The sequence below is a fragment of the Nocardiopsis sp. N85 genome, from assembly GCF_028882275.1.
Classification (GTDB): domain Bacteria; phylum Actinomycetota; class Actinomycetes; order Streptosporangiales; family Streptosporangiaceae; genus Nocardiopsis; species Nocardiopsis lambiniae.
The window spans coordinates 102,427-120,041 of record NZ_JARBUT010000010.1 but is presented as its reverse complement, the minus strand read 5'-3'; the positions used below and the strand labels follow the sequence as shown (position 1 = coordinate 120,041).

The following is a 17,615-nucleotide window of genomic DNA, read 5'->3' as shown; positions in this document are numbered from 1 at the left end:
CGGCACGGGAGGAAGCACGAGGGAGGGCGAGGATGGAACGGCTGATCGACCTGCACGGCGTCGCGCTGGAGGAGTTCGACCGCCGGGTGCGGCAGGTCCGGCTCACCGACTGGGCGCTGCCCACGCCCTGCGCCGACTGGGACGTCCACGACCTGGTCGACCACCTCACCACGGAACAGTTGTGGGTCCCGTCCCTCCTGGCGGGGGCGACCGTCGAGGAGGTCGGCGACCGCTTCGACGGCGACGTCCTGGGTGAGGAACCCCTGGCCGTCTGGGAGATCGCGGCCAGGGAGGCCCGCGCCGCCTGGCTGGCGCCCTCGGCGCTCGGCCGCACCGTGCATCTGTCCTTCGGTGACGCGCCGGGCGAACTCTACCTGTGGCAGATGACCTTCGACCTCGCCGTGCACGCCTGGGACCTGGCCCGCGCCTTGGGCGCCGACGAGGCGCTCGACCCCGACCTGGTCGCCGAACTCCACGACTGGGCGCGGCGCCAGGACCTGGGACCGGGACCGATGTTCGATCCCCCCGTCCCCGTCGGGGAGGGGGTCGGGACACAGGAGCGGCTGTTGGCCCTCACCGGCCGCGCCCCGTGAACCGCCGACACGGTCACCGGCGCGCCCGCTCCTTCGCGATCGCGTACCCGTGAAGGGTCTCGGGCGCCGGTGTCGATCGCGGGCACGGGATCACCGGGACCGGAAGGTCCCTCGCGTCGCACCGGCGACGGTTCCGGGCGACCCGGGGAGGCTTCCGGCGACCATGCCGGCCGCCGTCTCTCGGCGTCCGCGGCAGGCGGTCCGGGCGCGCCGACGTCGGTCCCGTTCTCCGGCGGACGGCGGAGGCCGTCCGCCGGAGAACGGGGGTGGCCGCCCCGTCGCGCGGAGGGAGGCGGGGCGGGACGGCCGAAGACCGTCGCCCGAAGAGAGGGCCGGGGGACGGTCCGGGAAGACGACCGTGCCCGGGCACGGGGCTGAGGCCGATGAGCACACCGGCCTCCGCGCTTCCGTGATCACCATGTCACCACACGTGATCACCTCGCGTGCGAGGTTCATGAAAAAAGTGGCTCCGGAACCTGGAATCCCGGCCCCGGAGGACGCGTCCGGCGGTCAGCGACCGCCCGGATCGTTGTAGTGGCCCGCGCGCTCCTGCCCGGACAGGGCGTGGATGGCGTCCATGACCCGATCGGTGATCACCCGGCGGGCCTTGCCCGGGGCGAGGTGGTCGTACCCGGTGGAGAAGTCCATGGGCTCGCCGAAGCGCACCGTGAACGGGCGCGGTCGGGGCATCGACGCCCCGACCGGCTGTACCTCCTGGGTGCCCGACAGCGCCACCGGCACCACCGGTGCCTTGGACTCCAACGCCAGGTGGGCCACCCCCGTGCGCCCCCGGTACAGGCGGCCGTCGCGCGAACGGGTGCCCTCCGGGTAGATCACGCAGGCCTCGCCGTCGCGCAACCGGTCCAGCATCATCTCCAGGGTCGCCATGGCGTCGCGCGCGTTGGCGCGCTCCAGCGGCATCGCCCCCAGCGCGCTGAACACCGTCCCGGTGACGCGCCCCTTGACGCCCTTGCCCTCGAAGTAGTCGCTCTTGGCCAGGAAACGCACCCGTCGCTGGGTCACCGACAACGGGATCACGACGCTGTCCACGAAGGACAGGTGATTGCTGGCGAGCAGCACCGGGCCGGTGGCGGGGACGTTCTCGCGGCCCTCGATGGTCGGGCGGCACAGCGATCGGGCCAGGAGCGACGCCGTCTGCCGCAACGCATCGTAGAGCACGTGGTCTCCCTCACTTCCGGTGGTGTCCGAACCCAATGTAAGGGCGACCCATCGGTAACAAGTGGCCGGGGGGTCGAGAGTGCTCCAGCTCACCGAACAGGGAGAACACGGACGGGACGGACACGGCTGAGCGCCGTGACCGCCCCGGACGAGGGGCTCAGACCCCGATCGGCCGCGCCGACGCCTCCTCCCGGTAGAAGATGTCGATGTCGACCTCCTCGCCGCCGACGGTCAGCGTGTCCCACGCCCCGCCGGCGACCAGCGAACGCAGCGTCTCGTCGGTCAGGCCCTCCAGGTGCGCGCGCAGGGCGTCGTCGTCGGGCAGCCCCGTGATCCGGGTGGCCAGCCGGTCCCGGATCGACCCCAGCCGCTCCATGAGCGTCGCCGTGTCCGCCTCACGGCCCGCGCCCTCCTCGTCCAGGCTCCGGCCGATCAGCTCCTTGATGGTGCCGGTCTCACCGTTCTCGTCGGTGGTCACCATCGCCTTCCAGGCCCGGCTCTTGTGCCGGTACTGCAACATCGACATGGCCGCCTCGTGGCGGATGAAGTCGGAGTCGCGGAAGGGGCGGCCGTTCCACGAGCTGCTGAGCGACCGGGCCAGTGAGATGGCCGAGGCCAGCCCGCTGTTGAGGCCGCGACCGGGCCAGAAGTGGATGGCGTTGGCGGCGTCCCCGAGCAGGAACCCGTAGGTGCCCGGGGTGGTGGGCGTCGCCCCCCGCAACTGGGCGGTGAACCGCGGCCGCTGCACCATGCTCAACCGGAAGGCGGTGACGGCGCTCAGGTTCTTCTCGGCGACCCCGAAGAACTCCAGCCCCTGCCGCACCCGCTTCCACAGTTTGGAACCCCCGACGAGGGCCGGCAGGAACAGGGTGCTGTGCGTGGAGCAGGTGAAGTCGCCCTCCTCGCCGCGGGCCATGACGCACGGACGCGAGCCGACGCACTCCTCGAACGACCGCCGGACGGGGTCGATGCCGACGACCTCGGCCGCCTCCTCGTCGGTCAGGCGCATGTTGAGGAAGCCCTCGCCGCGCAGTGAGTTCAACAGGAAGCGGTTCTGGGCCACGGTCAGCAGCACGGTCATGGGATCCGGCAGGTCGGACTTGACCTGCAACCCCAGCACGACGTCCTCGACGTGCTCGCCGTTCAACGAGTAGATGCCGCTGTCGGCCTGCCCGAACTTGTCGCTGAAGTGCTCGCGGGTGCGCGAGCGCGACCCCTCGCAGACGGCGAGCACGTGGCTCTCCTCCCACGCCCCGGGCGCCGTCGCGACGAACTTCTCGGGCACCAGCCGGATGCGGTCGGGCCGCTCGCCGCACATCTCCAGCAGCACGTCCTCCACGCGCGAGATGCGGATGTTGCGCGGCCCCTGGCCGCGGATGGAGTCGGCGCCCGAGGGCCACATCTCGCTGTACTCGCCCTCGGCGAACAGGCGTTCGCGCATCTCCTCGGAGAGGTTGAGGAACTGTCGGCTCTGGATCGTCACGACCTGTCGGCGCCGGACGTTGCCCTGTTGCGCGTTCTTCCACACGACCCGCGCCCCGTCACGGGTCCACCGCGCGTCGTACACGGTCACGAACACCTGCGGGCCCAGCAGGTGCTCCAACAGCAGGGCGAAGGACAGTCCGACGGGACCGCCCCCGGCGACGGTGACGTTGAGCCTGGGGCCCGAGACGTCCGCCCGGACGAACATCTGGGTCACCGGGACGTCGGCGGCTCCGGGCCGCTCCACGGCCTGCCAGACGAACGACTCCTCGCCGATCTCGATCACGTCGCCGGGGACCAGGACGTGCACGTCCACGGGCACGCCGTTGACCAGTGTTCCGTTGCTGCTGCCGCGATCCTTCAGGAGGTGGCCGTCCCCCTCTCGGGAGATCTCCGCGTGGAAGCGCGATGCGGCCCTGCTGCCCACCACGATCCGGTTGTCACTGTGGCGGCCGAAGGTGAGGGGGGCCTCACCGACGGGAAAGGTCCGATCGGCGAAGGGGCCTTCGCGTCCGACGATCTCGAATGACACGACCTGCTTCTCTCTGTCATGGGGGAGTGACCGGGGGTGTGAATCGTGAGGGGATGATCGGGGGGATGTGAACGCCCGTTCCGCTGTTTCCCTGGATGGGATGCGGCCGTCGTGCATTCGGATCGGAATTTTACGGAAAAAGCTTCTGATCCGCACATTCGGAAGGACCGGAACCCCGCTCGGTGATCGGAGGTTTCGAGGGGGTTCGGTTTCGGGCCGCCGTACCGGTGGTGCGGGTGTGAAAGCGCTGATCACAGTGCTCGGATGTGTCGGGGGGGACTTCTTTTCCCGATCGGAATCGAAAGGGGTGAACCGCGAAGCGCATTCATCCGTATTCATGGAGCGGAATTCCGATCGGCACCGACCCCGGGGCGCGTACACGGAAGAATACGTTGTGCGCACGACGGGTTCCGGGCGGGGCCGATCGGGGTAACGGCGTTTCGGGAACGTGGGAGAGGGCCCGGTCAGCGGTCGGCGACCTCGGGCGGCCAGACCACCGAGAAGTGCTCGAAGACGATCTCGTGCTCCTCGGTCCAGGTGGCGCCCAGTGCCGGCGCGAGGCGCGTCCAGTACCGCCGATGCCCCTCCCGCCACGACGCGAGCGACAGGTCGTCCTCGCCCTCGTCGCGGGCGAACGCCTCGTCGGCGTCGCCGAAGACGCCCAGGCGCAGCCCGGTGGTGCGCAGGACCGCGCGTGGCCGCCCCGTGGAGTCGCAGGCGATCCAGTGGCCACCGATCCCGGGCGCCGGCGCCCCCTCGGCGGCGAACTCGATCAGGAGCGACGCGGTCGCCCGCTTGGTCCCGGCCAACACCAGTCCCAGGAGTTCGTCGGTGAGCGCCGGGTGGTCGCCGAAGCGTTCGACGGACGGCGGTTCGCGGTCGGTCGCCAGAGCGGGTCGGGCCGACCGGTACTCCTCCCACAGGCGCAGTGCGGCGGTCCGGTCCACGGGTGCGTTCTCCATGGGGCAAGCCTCCCAGACGAGGGGGATGGCACGGGGCGGGCCGGCGTCCGCCCGTGGCGGCCGGACATCGCCGTTCTCGGGGCCGGGTCTCGGGGGATCGGGCGCCTTCGCGCGGTGCGTGGCGGATCCCCCGGGTCCGTGTCGGTCCGCCTTCACGAACGGACCCCGTCGCCTTCGGGGTCGGGTCTCAGGCGATCCGGTCCCATCGGGCGTTGGCCCCGCACACCACCAGGCAGGGACGCTCGCCCGGCACCCGGCCGGCCAGCCAGGCGGCGAACGGCACCGCCGCGGCCGGCTCGGTCGCGATGCGCAGCTCCGACCACAACCGGTCCTGGGCGGCGATGATCTCGGCGTCGCTCACCAGCGCCCGGGAGATCGGGTTCTCGCGCAGCACCTCGAACGGCACCCGGCCCAGCGTCGCCGCGCCCAGCGCGGAGGACGCCACCGAGTCCACCGGGGTCTCCACCGGGCGGCCCGCCTCCATCGCCGCGTGCAGGCTCCGACACCCCTCGGGCTCCACGCCCACGACCTCGCGCCCGTCGGCGCCCAGCCGCACCCCGGCGACCAGGCCGCCACCGCCCACGGCGACGGCGATCGTGTCGCACTCGGGGGCCTCGGCGGCGATCTCCAGGCCCAGGGTGCCCTGCCCGGCCACCACCAGCGGGTCGTCGAACGCGTGCAGGTAGCGGATCCCCTCGCGGTCGGCGTGCGCCAGGGCGGCCTCGGCGGCGACGGCGTAGTGCTCGCCGACCCGGACGATCTCGGCCCCGGTCTCGGCCAACGGCGCCGCCTTGGCCTGCGGGACGGTCTCGGGCACGTACACCGTGGCGTGCACTCCGAGCAGGCGGGCGGCGGTGGCCACCCCCAGACCGTGGTTGCCGCCGGAGGCGGTGACCACCCGGTCCGCGGGCTCCCCGCCGAGCAGGGCGTTGAGCGCCCCGCGCACCTTGAACGCGCCCGTGAGCTGGAGGTACTCCAACTTCAAGGACACCGCTCTGCCGTCGATCTCGGTGTGCATCACCGGGGTGCGGCGGGCGTACGGGGCGATGCGCTCGGCTGCGGCGCGGACGTCGATGGCCGTGGGCACTGCGTGCGCGGTCCTGGTCATGGGACCATGCTGCCCCTACTGACGATTAACTTAAAGTTGGGTCTGCTAAAGATGGGTAAGTAGAACTTTGCGTCAGATCCTGTTCGAGGGGGCCGTCGTGCTGGACGCCAACCGTCTCCGCGTGCTCGTGGAGATCGCGCACGCCGGTTCCATCGCCGCCGCCGCCGAACGGCTCTCCTTCACCCCGCCCGCCCTCTCCCAGCAGCTCACCAAGCTCGAACGCGAGGTCGGCTGCGTCCTGGTCGAACGCGGACGCACCGGTGCCACCCTCACCGAGGCCGGGCGCGTCCTCCTCGAACACGGCGAACGCGTCCTGGGGGAGCTGCGCGACGCCGAGGCGGCCATCCGCGCCCACACCGGCACCCCGCCCGACCACCTGTCCCTGGGCGCGTTCGCCAGCGCAGGCAAGATCCTGCTCCCCCAGACCCTCGCCGCCTTCGGCCGCGAGCACCCGCACGTGCGCCTGTCCCTGGCCGACATCGAGCCCCCCGGCGGCCACGACCTGGTCACCTCCGGTGACCTCGACCTCCTCGTGACCCACCGCTACCCGGCGGTGCCGCTGCCGCGCGCCTCCGGTCTGCACCGCGAACGCGTCCTCGTGGACCCGCTCATGGTGGTCGCCCCCACCGGGCACCCCGTCGCCGACCGGCCCCTGTCCCTGGCCGACCTGGCCGACGAGGAATGGATCTGCGGCGCCCCCGGGATCGCCAACCGCACCACCCTGGACACCGCCGCGGCGGCGGCCGGGGTGCGGTTGACCGTCGCCTACGAGACCCGTGACTACGAGGTGGCGCTCGCCCTGATCGAGGTGGGCGTGGGGGTGGCGCTCATCCCCTCCACCATCCTGGGGGCCGCCCGCCGGGGCGGCTGGGTGAGCCGCCCGCTGCACGGGGCCCGCCTGGCCCGCGAGGTCTACGTGGTGCACCGGCGCCGGCCCCCCGAGCCGCTGCCCGAACTGGTCTCCACCCTGCGCGGGGTCGCCGCCCGCGCCCTGGAGGAGGCCCCCGCCCCGCCCTGACCCCGTCGGTTATAAGGGAGGGGCGCCCGGCGGACGCGGGGCGTTCCACCGGTAACGCAGGGCCAGCAGCCTGATCGTGAAGCACAGCAGCGCGCCGACCACCGCCACCCATCCGGCGTCGAACCCGAGCAGGTGCGCCACCGACACCGTTCCCGCGCCCAACATCGCCGGGATCGCGTACAGGTGCGAGTTGGCGCTGAGCACCGTCGGCACCCGGTTGAGGAGCACGTCGCGGATGGTGCCGCCGCCCACGCCGGTGATCGCCCCCAGCAGGACCGCCTGCAACGGCCCGAACCCCAGCTCGATCGCCTTGGCGGCGCCGATCACCACGAACAGGCTCAACCCCGCCGCGTCGAACAGCAGGATCGGTTTGGACAACCGGGTGAGCCGGGTGCTGAGGAAGAAGGCCACCGTTCCACCGAGCAGGGCCACGGTCACGTAGCGCCAGTCCTGGAACGTCGCCGGGGTCACCCCGAGCAGCACGTCCCGCAGGATGCCACCGCCGATGGCGGTCACCACCCCCAGGACCAGGACACCGACGATGTCCACCCGGGCGGTGCGGATGGCGGTGAGGGCGCCGTCGACGGCGAAGGCGAAGATCCCGACGAGGTCGAGGATCAGGAGGACGGTCTGCGTGGACATGGTCGGTGCGAGGGTTTCTGGTGTGGACGATGTGCCGACCGGCCATTCCATCACGCCCCGGACGCCCGCACGCACGTTCCCGGGGGTGACGCGCCGCACGTCGTGCCCGCCCGGGTCCGGACAACGGTGCGGGGCCGGCACGGGGATCACCCCGGCCGGCCCCGCACCGTCGCTCAGCGGCCCGCGTTCTCCCGGTCCGCCGGTCCGCCCGCCTCGGCCGTGGCGGGCTCCGCCACCGACTCCGGCTCTTCGGCGGCCCCGGCCGCGGGGATCCGCCGCAGCAGGGCGACCGCCAGCACGGCCGCCGTGGCCGACAGCGCCGCCGCCACCCACGCCGCCGTGTTCAGGCCGTCGGTGAACGCGACCCGCGCCGAATCCGCCAGCGCCGCGCCGGCCTCGGACGGCAGACCCGCCGCGGTCTCCAGCGCGCCCGGCAGCGTGTGGGCGGCCCCCGGGTCGGCACCGGTCATCCCGGCCCGGTAGGCCAGCGTGCCCACACTGCCCAGCAGCGCCACGCCCAGGGCCACGCCCAGGTCGCTCGCGGTGCTGTTGACCGCAGAGGCCGCACCGGCCTTCTCCGGCGGGGCCGCGCCGACGACCATCCCCGGCACCAGCGCCATCGTCGGCGCGATCCCCGGGTAGAGCACGTAGAACGCGGCGACCAGCAGCGGCAGCCCGCCGACGGCGTCCACCCCGGTCAGCATCAGGTAGCCGACCGTCGACAGCACCAGGCCGCCGGCCACCACGTAGGCGGGCCGCACCCGGCGGGCGATGGCCGGGGTCACCGTCGAGACGATCACCAGGCCGATCGCCGCCGGCAGGATCCACAGCCCGGCCCGCAGCGGCGACTGCTCCGCCACCAGTTGCAGGTACTGGGTGAACAGCAGGTACACCCCGCCCACGGCCATGGCCGCCAGCAGGTACACACCCAGGGATCCGGTGAAGACGCGGTTCGCGAACAGGCGGATGTCCAGCAGGGGGTCCGCCGTCCGGAGCTGCCGGCGCACGAACAAGGTACCGAACACCACACCCGCCACCAGCGACACCACCGCGACGGCCGTCAGGCCCTCCTCGGCCAGCTTCTTCACGCCGTACACGAACGGCAGCAGCGCGGCCAGGGACAGCAGCACGCTCACCGGGTCCAGCCGGCCCGCGTGCTCCGCCCGGTACTCGGGGATCAGGAACGGCGCGGCGACCAGGACCACCGCCATCACCGGGACGCCGATGAGCATCGCCGCGCCCCACCACAGGGACTCCAGCAGCAGACCGCCGACCAGCGGACCCAGGGCCACACCGGCCGACACCGACGCCGCCCACAGCCCGATCGCCGTGCCGCGCTGACGCGGATCGGCGAACATCACCGTGATCAGCGACAGGGTGGCGGGCATGATCGCGGCGGCACCGAATCCCATGAGGGCGCGGGCGGCGATGAGGATCTCCGGGTTCGGGGCGTAGGCCGCCGCCACCGAGGCCGCGGCGAACACCGCCGCGCCCGCCAGCAGCAGGCCGCGCCGCCCGACCCGGTCGCCCAGCGTGCCCATGGTGACCAGGAAACCGGCCATCACGAACCCGTAGACGTCGTTGATCCACAGCAGTTGGCCGCCGGTGGGGCTCAGGTCGGCCGCGATGTAGGGGGTGGCGAGGAAGAGGACGGTCATCGCCAGGAACAGCAGCACCGTGGGTGCCATCAGTACCGCGAGCCCCGCCCAGGTCCGGGCATTCGCCCGGGGAGGAACATCCGTTGACATGGTGACCTTCTTCGAGGAGAGGATTCCGACGAGGACCACCGTGGTCGACCGGGCTTCGGAAACCCTTCGGGAGGACTCAGGACCGACGCCCTGAGGACACCCCGGGACCCCTAGAGTTCGGGACATGAGATTCGGGGTGCTGGGGCCGCTGGCCGTGTGGAGCGATCGGGGCGAGCCCGTCCGGGTGCCCGAGCTCAAGGTCCGCCTGCTGCTGGCCGCGCTGCTCGTCGACCCCGGCCGGGTCGTCCCCGCGGACCGGCTGGTCGACGACCTGTGGGGCGCGGACCTGCCCGCCGACCCCACCGCCTCCCTCCAGACCCGCGCCTCCCAGCTGCGCCGCGTCCTGGAGACCGCCGAACCCGGCGGTCGCGCCCTGCTGGTCTCCCGGCGGCCCGGCTACCTGCTCGACGTCGTCCCCGGGGCCATCGACGCCGGGGGGTTCGAGGACCTCCTCGACCGCGCCCGCGACACCGCCGCCCCGGCCGCCCGGGCGGCGCTGCTCACCGACGCCCTGGCCCTGTGGCGCGGGCCGGCCCTGGCCGACCTCGCCGACCACGACTTCGCCCGGTCCGCCGTCCTGCGGTGGGAGGAGCGGCGACTCACCGCGCTGGAGGAGCAGGCCGAGGCGCGCATCGACCTGGGCGAACACGCCGCGGTCGCCGACGAGCTGGGCGACCTGGTGGAGGCCCACCCGCTGCGCGAGCGCCTGCGCGCCGCCCACATGCGCGCCCTGTACCGGTCCGGCCGTCAGATCCAGGCGCTGGACTCCTACCGGCGCCTGCGCGACCACCTCGGGGAGGAACTCGGGCTGGACCCCAGCCCGGAGCTGACCGCCCTGCACCACGCCGTGCTCACCCAGGACCCGGAGCTGGACGCGCCCGCCCCTCCGCCCGCCCCGGACCCGACCTCGGGTCCGGAGGTGACGCACCCCCTCCCCGGCGCGGCGCTCCCGTCCGCCCCGCCGACGGGGACGGCGGCCCGGCCCCCGTCGCCGACCCCGCTGCCGCCGGTCCCGGCGCCGTTCCGGCCCGCCACCCCGCTGGTCGGCCGGGAGGCGGACATCGCACGGGTGCGCGCACTGCTCGCGCGCACCCGCCTGGTCACCCTCACCGGCCCCGGCGGGGTCGGCAAGACCCGCCTGGCCCTGGCCGTGGCCGCCGAGACCGCACCCGGCGGCGTCCACTCCGTCGACCTGGCCGGGGCCTGTCCGGGCGAGGGAGGGGACAGCGCGGAGGCGGCGGTCGTGGAGGTCCTCGCGGCCGCGCTCGGGGTACGCGACGACTCCTCCGGGACCAGCCCCTTCCCCGCCCCGCCCGGCACCCGCACCACCCGCCTGGCCGACGCCCTGCGCGCCCGCGACGTCCTGCTGCTGCTGGACAACGCCGAGCACGTGGCCGCCCCGCTCGCCCGCGTCCTGTCCGACCTGCTGGCCGCCGCCCCCGATCTGCGCGCCCTGGTCACCAGCCAGGTCCCCCTCGGCCTGGCCGCCGAGCACCTCCACACCGTGACGCCCCTGCCCGCCCCCGACGCGGTGCGCCTGTTCACCGCCCGCGCGGCCGCCTCCGCCCCCGGCTTCGCGGTCACCGCCGACAACGCCGACGCCGTCGCCTCGATCGTCCGCCACCTCGACGGCGTCCCCCTCGCCCTGGAACTGGCCGCCACCCGGGTGCGCGCCCTGGGCGTGCACGAACTCGCCGACCGCGTCGACGACCGGTTCGCCCTCCTCACCGGCGGTTACCGCGACGCCCCCGACCGGCACCGCACCCTGCGCGCCGCCCTGGACTGGAGCTGGGAACCGCTCACCGACGCCGAGCGGTCCGTGCTGCGCCGCCTGGCCGTGCACGCCGACGGCGCCTCCCTGGCCGCCGCCGAGGAGGTGGTATCCGGCGACGGCGTCCCCCGCGACACGGTCCCCGACCTGCTGGCCCGCCTGGTCGACCGCTCCCTGGTCGAGGTCTCCCACGACCCCCGCCCCCGCTACCGGCTGCTGGAGTCGATCGCGATCTACGGGACGGAACGGCTGCGCGACGCCGGGGAGGAGGACCGGGTCCGTCGCCGCCACCTCGACCACTACGTCGCCCTCGCCGAGCGGGCCGACCCCCACCTGCGAACCGCGGCCCAGCGCCGCTGGCTGGGCGTCCTGGACGCCGAGGGCGCCGACCTGCGCCGCGCCCTGGAGACCGCCCGCCTGGGCGGCCACACCGACGCGGCCCTGCGCCTGGCCAACGCCCTGGCCTGGTACCGGGTGATGCGCGGTCGCCTCGCCGAGGGGGTGCGCGCCCTGGACACCGCGCTGGACCTGCCCGGGGCCTCGGAGCATCCGGACCACCGCACCGCCGTGCTGTGGCGGGCCGCCCTGGGCAACGGGCTCGGCCGCGAACCGGGCCCCGTCCCCGCACCCGGGGAGGACCCCACCGAGGGCGAGGCCCGAGCCCGCTGGTTCCTCACCCACGTGCGCACCGGGTTCGGCGGGGGCGAGGGCACCGAGGCGGAGGACCTGCACGCCCGAGCCGTCCGGGCCGGGGATCCGTGGGGCGAGGCCGCCACCGCGGCGACGCTGGCCCGGCGGGCCTTCGGCCGCAGCGACCTGGACGCCGTGCTGCGCCACGGCGAGCGCGCCCGCGCCCTGTTCGTCCGCCTCGGCGACCGGTGGGGGCCGGCGCTGACCTCCTTCCTGCTCGCCGGCCGCGCCGAGGCCCTCGGTGACCTGGACGCCGCCGAACACCACCACCGCGAGGCCCTGGGCACCGCCGAGGAGCTCGGACTGTGGACCGAGGTCGGCGAACGCCTCAACTCCCTGGGGCGCATCGCCCTGCTCCGCCGCGACCTCCCGCGCAGCCGGGAACTCCACGAGCGCGCCCGACAGGTGGCCGTCGAACAGGGTCACGTGGTGGGGGAGGAGTCCGCCGTGCTGGGGTTGGGCCTGATCGCCCGGCGTGGCGGCGACCTGCCCGCCGCCCGCGCCCACCTGGGCGCCTGGCTGGACTGGCACCTGGAGGCCGGGTCGGACTTCGGGGCCGCGCTCATCCTCGCCGAACTCGGGTTCACGGCCGAGGCGGAGGGCGACGCCGCCGAGGCCGAACGCCTGCACCTGCGCGGACTGGAGGCGGCCCGCCGCACCGGCGACCCCCGGGCGCTGGCGCTGGCACTGGAGGGCCTGGCCGGGGCCCGCTCCCTGGCCGGGGGCTCGGTGTCCGCCGCCCGCCTGCTCGGCGCCGCCGACGCCCTGCGCCGTTCGGTGGGGGCACCGCTGCCCGAGGCCGAACGCGACGACGTCGCCCGCGTCGAGAAGCGCCTCACCGTCGCGCTGGGCCCGGACCGCCTGGCCGCCGAGACCGCCCGCGGCGCCCGCGAGGGAGCCGACCCCGAGGCCGTCCTGAGCCGACCCTGAGGATCCCCGGAGAGCGGGGGCGCACGGTGGTGCCATGAACGAAGACGGCACCACCGCCCGCCGACGCGGCCACGTCCACGCCTTCGCCGACCTCCGGGAGGACTTCGAGGCCATCGTCGGATCCGTCAACTACGCCACCATGGTCACCGTCGACGCGAAGGACAGGCCCCGCACCCGCGTCCTCATCCCCGTCTGGGAGACCGAGGGCGAGGACCCCCTCGGCTGGCTGGTCACCTATCCCACCCCGGTCAAGGTCGCCCACCTGGCGAACAACCCGCACGTCAGCTTCTCCTACTGGAACCCGACCCAGAACACGGCCTCCGTCGACGCCACCGCCGCCTGGACCGAGGACCCCGGGGAACGCCGCCGGGTATGGGACCTGTACCGGTACGGCAGCCCGCCCGGGGCCGGCTACGACCCGTCCCGCTTCTGGAAGGGGCCCGACGACCCGAAGATGGCCGTGCTGCGCGTCGAACCCCGGCGCATCCAGGTGCTGCGCGGCCGTGACCTGCTCTCCGGCGTCCCCGCCCGGATCTGGACCCGAGAACCCCGGTGGTGACCGCGTGTCGTTCCGCCACCGCGGCCGCCCAGGGTCCACCATCGGGGGGATCCGGCGGGCCACGGGCAGTGGGGGAACGACATGGAACACCTGGACGCCATCGTCATCGGAATGGGGCCGGGCGGCGAGACCGTCGCCGGCCGGCTCCTCGACGCCGGGAAACGGGTGGCCGTCGTCGAACGCGAACTCATCGGCGGCGAATGCGGCTACTACGCCTGCGTCCCCAGCAAGACGCTCATCCGTCCGCCCGAGGCCCGCCAGAGCGCCGTCGAGGCCGCCGGGCTGGACCGCCCCGGTCTGGACTGGCCGGCCCTGCGCGCCTACCGCGACAGGATGATCCGCCACCTCGACGACTCCGCGCAGGTCGAGGGGTACGAGGAACAGGGGGCGCTGGTCCTCAAGGGCACCGCGCGCGTCGTCGGCCGCGACCCCTGGCGGGTCGCCGTCGACGGCGACGAGTACACCGCCGACCACGTCGTGGTCGCCACCGGATCGGAGGCGGTGCGCCCGCCCATCGACGGCCTGGACGATCTGGGTCCCGACGTGGTGTGGACCAACCGGGAGGCCACCACCCTCACCGAGATCCCCGGGCGGGCGCTGGTGGTGGGCGGTGGCGCGGTCACCGTCGAACTGGGGCAGTTCCTCGCCCACATGGGCTCACGGGTGACCGTCGTCCAACGCGGCGACCGGCTCCTGGACCGCGAGGACCCGCGCCTGTGCGAGCTCGTCTCGGAGCAGTTCGACCGGGACGGCGTCACCGTCCACCTCGGCGCCCAGGTCGCGTCGGCGGCCGCCGACGGCGACGGCGTCGTCGCCACCCTCGACACCGGGGAGCGCGTGCACGCCGACGTCATCGTGCTGGGGTCGGGGCGCAGGCCCCGCGGGGACGGACTCGGACTGGCCGAACTCGGGGTCGAACTCGACCGCACCGCCCTGCCCGTCGACGACCGCTGCGCGGTCGCCCCGGGACTGTGGGCGGTCGGCGACGTCACCGCCCGCCTCATGTTCACCCACGTCGCCAAGTACCAGGGGCGGTTGGCGGCCGCCAACATCCTGGGCGGGGACCGGCGGGCCCGGTACACCGGGGTGCCCCGCGTGGTGTTCACCCACCCCGAGATCGCCGGGGTCGGGATGACCGCCGAGCAGGCCCGCGACCAGGGCGTCGACGTGGTCACCGCCGAGGTGGACCTGGCCGCGAACCTCGCCCGGCCCTGGACCCACGCCACCGACCCGCGCGGCACGCTCGGCGTCATCGCCGACCGGGAGCACGGGGTGCTGGTGGGTGCGTGGGCGTTCGGGCCGATGGTCTCCGAATGGATCAACACCGCCGCGGTGGCCATCCGTTCGAGGATCCCGGTGCGCGACCTCATCGACTCCACACCGCAGTTCCCCACGTTCAACGAGGGCTACCTCATCGCCCTGGAACGGCTGGACCTCTGAGACGGCCGGGACGGTGCGATCCCGGGCCGCTCCCGCCGCCTCACGCCTCGCGGCCGGACGGCGCGGCGTTCTCCCCGTCCTCCGCCGGGCGGTTCCGCACGGCTCGCGGACGGGAGCGCGCGGGGCGGAGACCGCCCACCGGTCGGGCCCCGCGGCCATCCCGCGCACGGGGGCCGCTCGCGCGGCGCCGGGTACGGGGGCGGCCGGACGACCGCCACCCCGCGCGCACGAGGGCCGCTCGGGTCGGTTGCGTCGCGAGGCCGGTCCCGATCCGGGCCGCTCCGGGCGTACGACGGCCGCTCAGGCGGCGTCGCTGCGGTCGCCCCGTTCGGGGAGGGTGAAGGCCGCGTGCAGGTCCACGTCGTCGGCGGGCGCGCCGGCGCGCAGCGCCGCCAGCCAGGCCGCGGCGCCCGCCGTGCACCCCGCCATCGACAACGGCGCACCCACCGCGCCCAACGCCAGCCTGCGGGTGAGCGCCTCGCGCATCGGCACCGAACCCAGCAGTACCCCGCCGGACAGGACCACCGGCCGTCGCTCGCCGGGCGAACGCACCTGGTGCACCGAGTGCGCCAGGTGCCCGGCGGCGGCGTCGACGATGACCTGGGCCGCCGGGTCCCCGAGCCCGTACGCCTCCGACACCAGCGGGGCCAGCGCGGCCAACGCGATCGGCGGCCCGCCGGTCAGGGTGCGGGCGAAGTCGCGCGCGTGCTCCTCCGGCTGGTGCTCGCGGCCCTCCACCGGGCGCCGACCGGGGATGACCTGCTTGGCGACCGACCTGGCCAACGGGCTGAGCTCGGTGCCGCGCGACAGTTGCCGGGCGGTCTCGCGGGCGGCCTGGTGGCCGATCCAGAACGCCGACCCCTCGTCACCGATGAGCCACCCCATCCCGTCGGCGGAACGGCTGCGACGGCGGTCCTCGATCCGGCCGGCGATCGCCCCGGTGCCCGCGATGAGGATCGTCCCGTCGGGTTCGGGGGTGCCGGAGGCGAACGCCACCTCGTCGTCGCCCACGAACTCCAGCAGGTCCACCGGCGCGTCCACCGCGGCCAGTCCTTCCGACACACGGGCGCGCACCGTCTCATCGCGCAGCGCCGACACCCCGGCCAGACCGATCACTCCCGCCACCACGTCCTCGCGGGCGCGGGGACCCACCCGGTCCAGGGCCGCGCCGACCGCTCGGGCCAACTCCTCGGCGGCCTGATCCGGTCCGTGCGCGTTGGGGTTGGCGCCCCCCGCCCAGGCCTGCCCCAGGCGTGTCCCGGTCAGGGTGGTGACCAGGGCACGGGTGACGGTGCCGCCCGCGTCCACCCCCACCACCAGGCGGGGCCGGTCGGATCGTTGCTTCACAGAGGAGGTCACAGGAGTCACAGGGAAGACCTGCCCCTCTCACGGCCCGAATACTCTTCGCGCGGCCGACCGACCCCGCCCGGTGGTGGTCCCGGGACGTTCACCCGGGGAGCCGTCACCGTGAGGCGGGTCCACGCGGGCGGAGCCGTCCCGTGAGGAGCGGCCGGGTCCCCCTCCGAGGCCACCGAGGCCGACCGGCCCCGGCGGACCCCGGCGGACCCCGGGGTCCGCCGGTCGGGAGCGACCCTTCGGACGGACGGAGTCCGGGACACGCGAAAAAGCAGTGGCGCGTTCGTCGGCGGCCTGAGAAGGTCGGCCCATGGCAGTGGAGAGGCACCCTTCGACGTCCCGTACCGGCGACCCCGGATGGGAGGTCAGAACGGCGACGGAGGCGGAGATCCCCGACGCCTCCCGGGTCTTCACCACCGCCATCAACATCCCCATGGAGGAGCTGCTCGGCGTCGAACGCGACCACCCCGTCGACGACCCGGACCGGATCCTGGTCGCCCTGGACGGGGACCGTGTCGTCGGCACCGCCAACTCCCACCGCTTCGCCCTCTCCGTTCCCGGCGGGCCGCGTCCGGCGGCCGGGGTGACCGGTGTGGGCGTGTGGCCCACCCACCGGCGACGCGGCGTCCTCACCGCGATCATGCGCCACCAGCTCGCCGACGTCCGCGCCCGCGGAGAGAACCTCGCGATCCTGTGGGCCTCCGAAGGGGGCATCTACGGCCGCCACGGCTACGGTCGCGCGGCCCACCAGCACACCGTCGCCGTGCGCCGCGCCCACGCCGCCCTGCGCCCCGACGCCCCCCGCGACCCGGGCCTCACCGTCGAACTGGCCGCGCCCGCCGACGTCCTGCCCGAACTCGACCGCCTCCACCGCGCCGCCCTGACCCGTCGGCCCGGCGGGTTCCCCCGCGAGGGGCACTGGTGGGGCGTGCGCCTGTGGATGCTCTCCCGGCCCCGACCCGACACATCCGACCTGCGCGTCGCCCTCGTGCGCGGGCCCGACGGCGCCCTCCTCGGCTCCGCCCTGCACCGGGTCACCACCCAGGACGGGGAGGACGGTCTCCCGGCGGGGAAGGTCACCGTCCATGAGCCGATCGCGCTCACCCCGGCCGCCCGCACCGCCCTGTACGAGTACCTGTTCGCCACCGACCTCACCGTGGAGACCGTGGTCGTCGGCCTGCCCGACGACGATCCCCTCCCCGCGCTGCTGGCCGACCCGGCCCAGGCGGTCCGCCGCACCACCGGCGCCCTGTGGCTGCGCCTGGTCGACGTGCCCGCCGCCCTGGCCGAACGCTCCTACGCCCACCCCGTGGACACCGTCATCGAGGTCGCCGACCGGCACGCCCCCTGGAACGCCGGCCGCTGGCACCTCAAGACCGACGGCGCCGACACCCGGGTGGAGGCCACCGACACCGCCCCCGACCTCACCGTCGACGTGTCCCACCTGGGCGCCGCCCACCTGGGGCGCGGCCCCCTCACCACCCGGGTGGACGCGGGCACCGCCGTGGAGCACACCCCCGGCGCCGCGGCACGCCTCGACACCGCCCTGTACACACCCCGGGCGCCCTTGTGCGACACCGGCTTCTGACCTCGGGAACGACCGCC

The 17,615-nt window shown here is 74.4% G+C and carries 13 protein-coding genes; 6 read left to right on the top strand and 7 right to left on the bottom strand.

Features of this window, described 5'->3' with window-relative positions:
• Nucleotides 1-32: 32 nt before the first annotated feature.
• On the top strand, nucleotides 33-593 hold the full coding sequence (locus tag PWG71_RS15950; RefSeq protein WP_274810516.1) for a TIGR03086 family metal-binding protein: 561 nt from the start codon (nucleotides 33-35) through the stop codon (nucleotides 591-593).
• Between the two features lie 510 nt (nucleotides 594-1,103).
• Here the strand turns inward: PWG71_RS15950 and PWG71_RS15945 are convergent.
• From PWG71_RS15945 to PWG71_RS15930, 4 genes are all read right to left on the bottom strand, one after another.
• The gene (locus tag PWG71_RS15945; RefSeq protein ID WP_274810515.1) at nucleotides 1,104-1,772 is read right to left on the bottom strand and encodes a lysophospholipid acyltransferase family protein; all 669 of its coding nucleotides are present in this window, start codon (nucleotides 1,770-1,772) and stop codon (nucleotides 1,104-1,106) included.
• Nucleotides 1,773-1,929: 157 nt separating this feature from the next.
• Nucleotides 1,930-3,786, bottom strand: coding sequence for an FHA domain-containing protein (locus PWG71_RS15940; RefSeq protein WP_274810514.1), 1,857 nt, complete (start codon nucleotides 3,784-3,786; stop codon nucleotides 1,930-1,932).
• Nucleotides 3,787-4,250: 464 nt separating this feature from the next.
• Nucleotides 4,251-4,748, bottom strand: coding sequence for an ASCH domain-containing protein (locus tag PWG71_RS15935; protein ID WP_274810513.1), 498 nt, complete (start codon nucleotides 4,746-4,748; stop codon nucleotides 4,251-4,253).
• A 187-nt stretch (nucleotides 4,749-4,935) separates the two neighbouring features.
• Nucleotides 4,936-5,856 (bottom strand): threonine/serine dehydratase, encoded by a 921-nt coding sequence (locus PWG71_RS15930; RefSeq protein WP_274810512.1) that lies wholly within the window; start codon nucleotides 5,854-5,856, stop codon nucleotides 4,936-4,938.
• A 97-nt stretch (nucleotides 5,857-5,953) separates the two neighbouring features.
• On the opposite strand from PWG71_RS15930, the gene PWG71_RS15925 reads away from it, so the two are divergent.
• Nucleotides 5,954-6,874 (top strand): LysR family transcriptional regulator, encoded by a 921-nt coding sequence (locus PWG71_RS15925; RefSeq protein ID WP_274810622.1) that lies wholly within the window; start codon nucleotides 5,954-5,956, stop codon nucleotides 6,872-6,874.
• Nucleotides 6,875-6,883: 9 nt separating this feature from the next.
• Here the strand turns inward: PWG71_RS15925 and PWG71_RS15920 are convergent, their stop codons facing one another.
• Nucleotides 6,884-7,516 carry a trimeric intracellular cation channel family protein gene (locus PWG71_RS15920; protein ID WP_274810511.1) on the bottom strand — a complete coding sequence of 211 codons (633 nt, stop codon included), beginning with the start codon at nucleotides 7,514-7,516 and terminating at the stop codon, nucleotides 6,884-6,886.
• A gap of 173 nt (nucleotides 7,517-7,689) precedes the next feature.
• The gene (locus tag PWG71_RS15915; RefSeq protein WP_274810510.1) at nucleotides 7,690-9,264 is read right to left on the bottom strand and encodes an MFS transporter; all 1,575 of its coding nucleotides are present in this window, start codon (nucleotides 9,262-9,264) and stop codon (nucleotides 7,690-7,692) included.
• Nucleotides 9,265-9,388: 124 nt separating this feature from the next.
• On the opposite strand from PWG71_RS15915, the gene PWG71_RS15910 reads away from it, so the two are divergent.
• The 3 genes from PWG71_RS15910 to PWG71_RS15900 all read left to right on the top strand — a co-directional run bounded on the left by PWG71_RS15910 (nucleotide 9,389) and on the right by PWG71_RS15900 (nucleotide 14,654).
• On the top strand, nucleotides 9,389-12,655 hold the full coding sequence (locus PWG71_RS15910) for an AfsR/SARP family transcriptional regulator (protein ID WP_274810509.1): 3,267 nt from the start codon (nucleotides 9,389-9,391) through the stop codon (nucleotides 12,653-12,655).
• Nucleotides 12,656-12,689: 34 nt separating this feature from the next.
• A complete protein-coding gene (locus tag PWG71_RS15905) occupies nucleotides 12,690-13,214 on the top strand; it encodes a pyridoxamine 5'-phosphate oxidase family protein (RefSeq protein ID WP_274810508.1) in 525 nt (174 codons plus the stop codon).
• An 81-nt stretch (nucleotides 13,215-13,295) separates the two neighbouring features.
• Nucleotides 13,296-14,654: a dihydrolipoyl dehydrogenase family protein gene (locus tag PWG71_RS15900; protein WP_274810507.1), complete on the top strand. Its 1,359-nt coding sequence runs from the start codon at nucleotides 13,296-13,298 to the stop codon at nucleotides 14,652-14,654.
• A 300-nt stretch (nucleotides 14,655-14,954) separates the two neighbouring features.
• On the opposite strand, the gene PWG71_RS15895 is transcribed toward PWG71_RS15900, so the two are convergent.
• The gene (locus PWG71_RS15895; RefSeq protein WP_274810621.1) at nucleotides 14,955-15,962 is read right to left on the bottom strand and encodes an N-acetylglucosamine kinase; all 1,008 of its coding nucleotides are present in this window, start codon (nucleotides 15,960-15,962) and stop codon (nucleotides 14,955-14,957) included.
• Nucleotides 15,963-16,320: 358 nt separating this feature from the next.
• On the opposite strand from PWG71_RS15895, the gene PWG71_RS15890 reads away from it, so the two are divergent.
• Nucleotides 16,321-17,598, top strand: coding sequence for a GNAT family N-acetyltransferase (locus tag PWG71_RS15890; RefSeq protein ID WP_274810506.1), 1,278 nt, complete (start codon nucleotides 16,321-16,323; stop codon nucleotides 17,596-17,598).
• Nucleotides 17,599-17,615 lie beyond the last annotated feature (17 nt).

Excerpts from the sequence above, each read along its gene's own strand:
- PWG71_RS15950 (WP_274810516.1), top strand. The coding sequence starts at position 33 with ATGGAACGGCTGATCGACCTGCACGGCGTCGCGCTGGAGGAGTTCGAC.
- PWG71_RS15935 (WP_274810513.1), bottom strand. The coding sequence starts at position 4,748 with ATGGAGAACGCACCCGTGGACCGGACCGCCGCACTGCGCCTGTGGGAG.
- PWG71_RS15930 (WP_274810512.1), bottom strand. The coding sequence starts at position 5,856 with ATGACCAGGACCGCGCACGCAGTGCCCACGGCCATCGACGTCCGCGCC.
- PWG71_RS15920 (WP_274810511.1), bottom strand. The coding sequence starts at position 7,516 with ATGTCCACGCAGACCGTCCTCCTGATCCTCGACCTCGTCGGGATCTTC.
- PWG71_RS15915 (WP_274810510.1), bottom strand. The coding sequence starts at position 9,264 with ATGTCAACGGATGTTCCTCCCCGGGCGAATGCCCGGACCTGGGCGGGG.
- PWG71_RS15910 (WP_274810509.1), top strand. The coding sequence starts at position 9,389 with ATGAGATTCGGGGTGCTGGGGCCGCTGGCCGTGTGGAGCGATCGGGGC.
- PWG71_RS15905 (WP_274810508.1), top strand. The coding sequence starts at position 12,690 with ATGAACGAAGACGGCACCACCGCCCGCCGACGCGGCCACGTCCACGCC.
- PWG71_RS15900 (WP_274810507.1), top strand. The coding sequence starts at position 13,296 with ATGGAACACCTGGACGCCATCGTCATCGGAATGGGGCCGGGCGGCGAG.
- PWG71_RS15890 (WP_274810506.1), top strand. The coding sequence starts at position 16,321 with ATGGCAGTGGAGAGGCACCCTTCGACGTCCCGTACCGGCGACCCCGGA.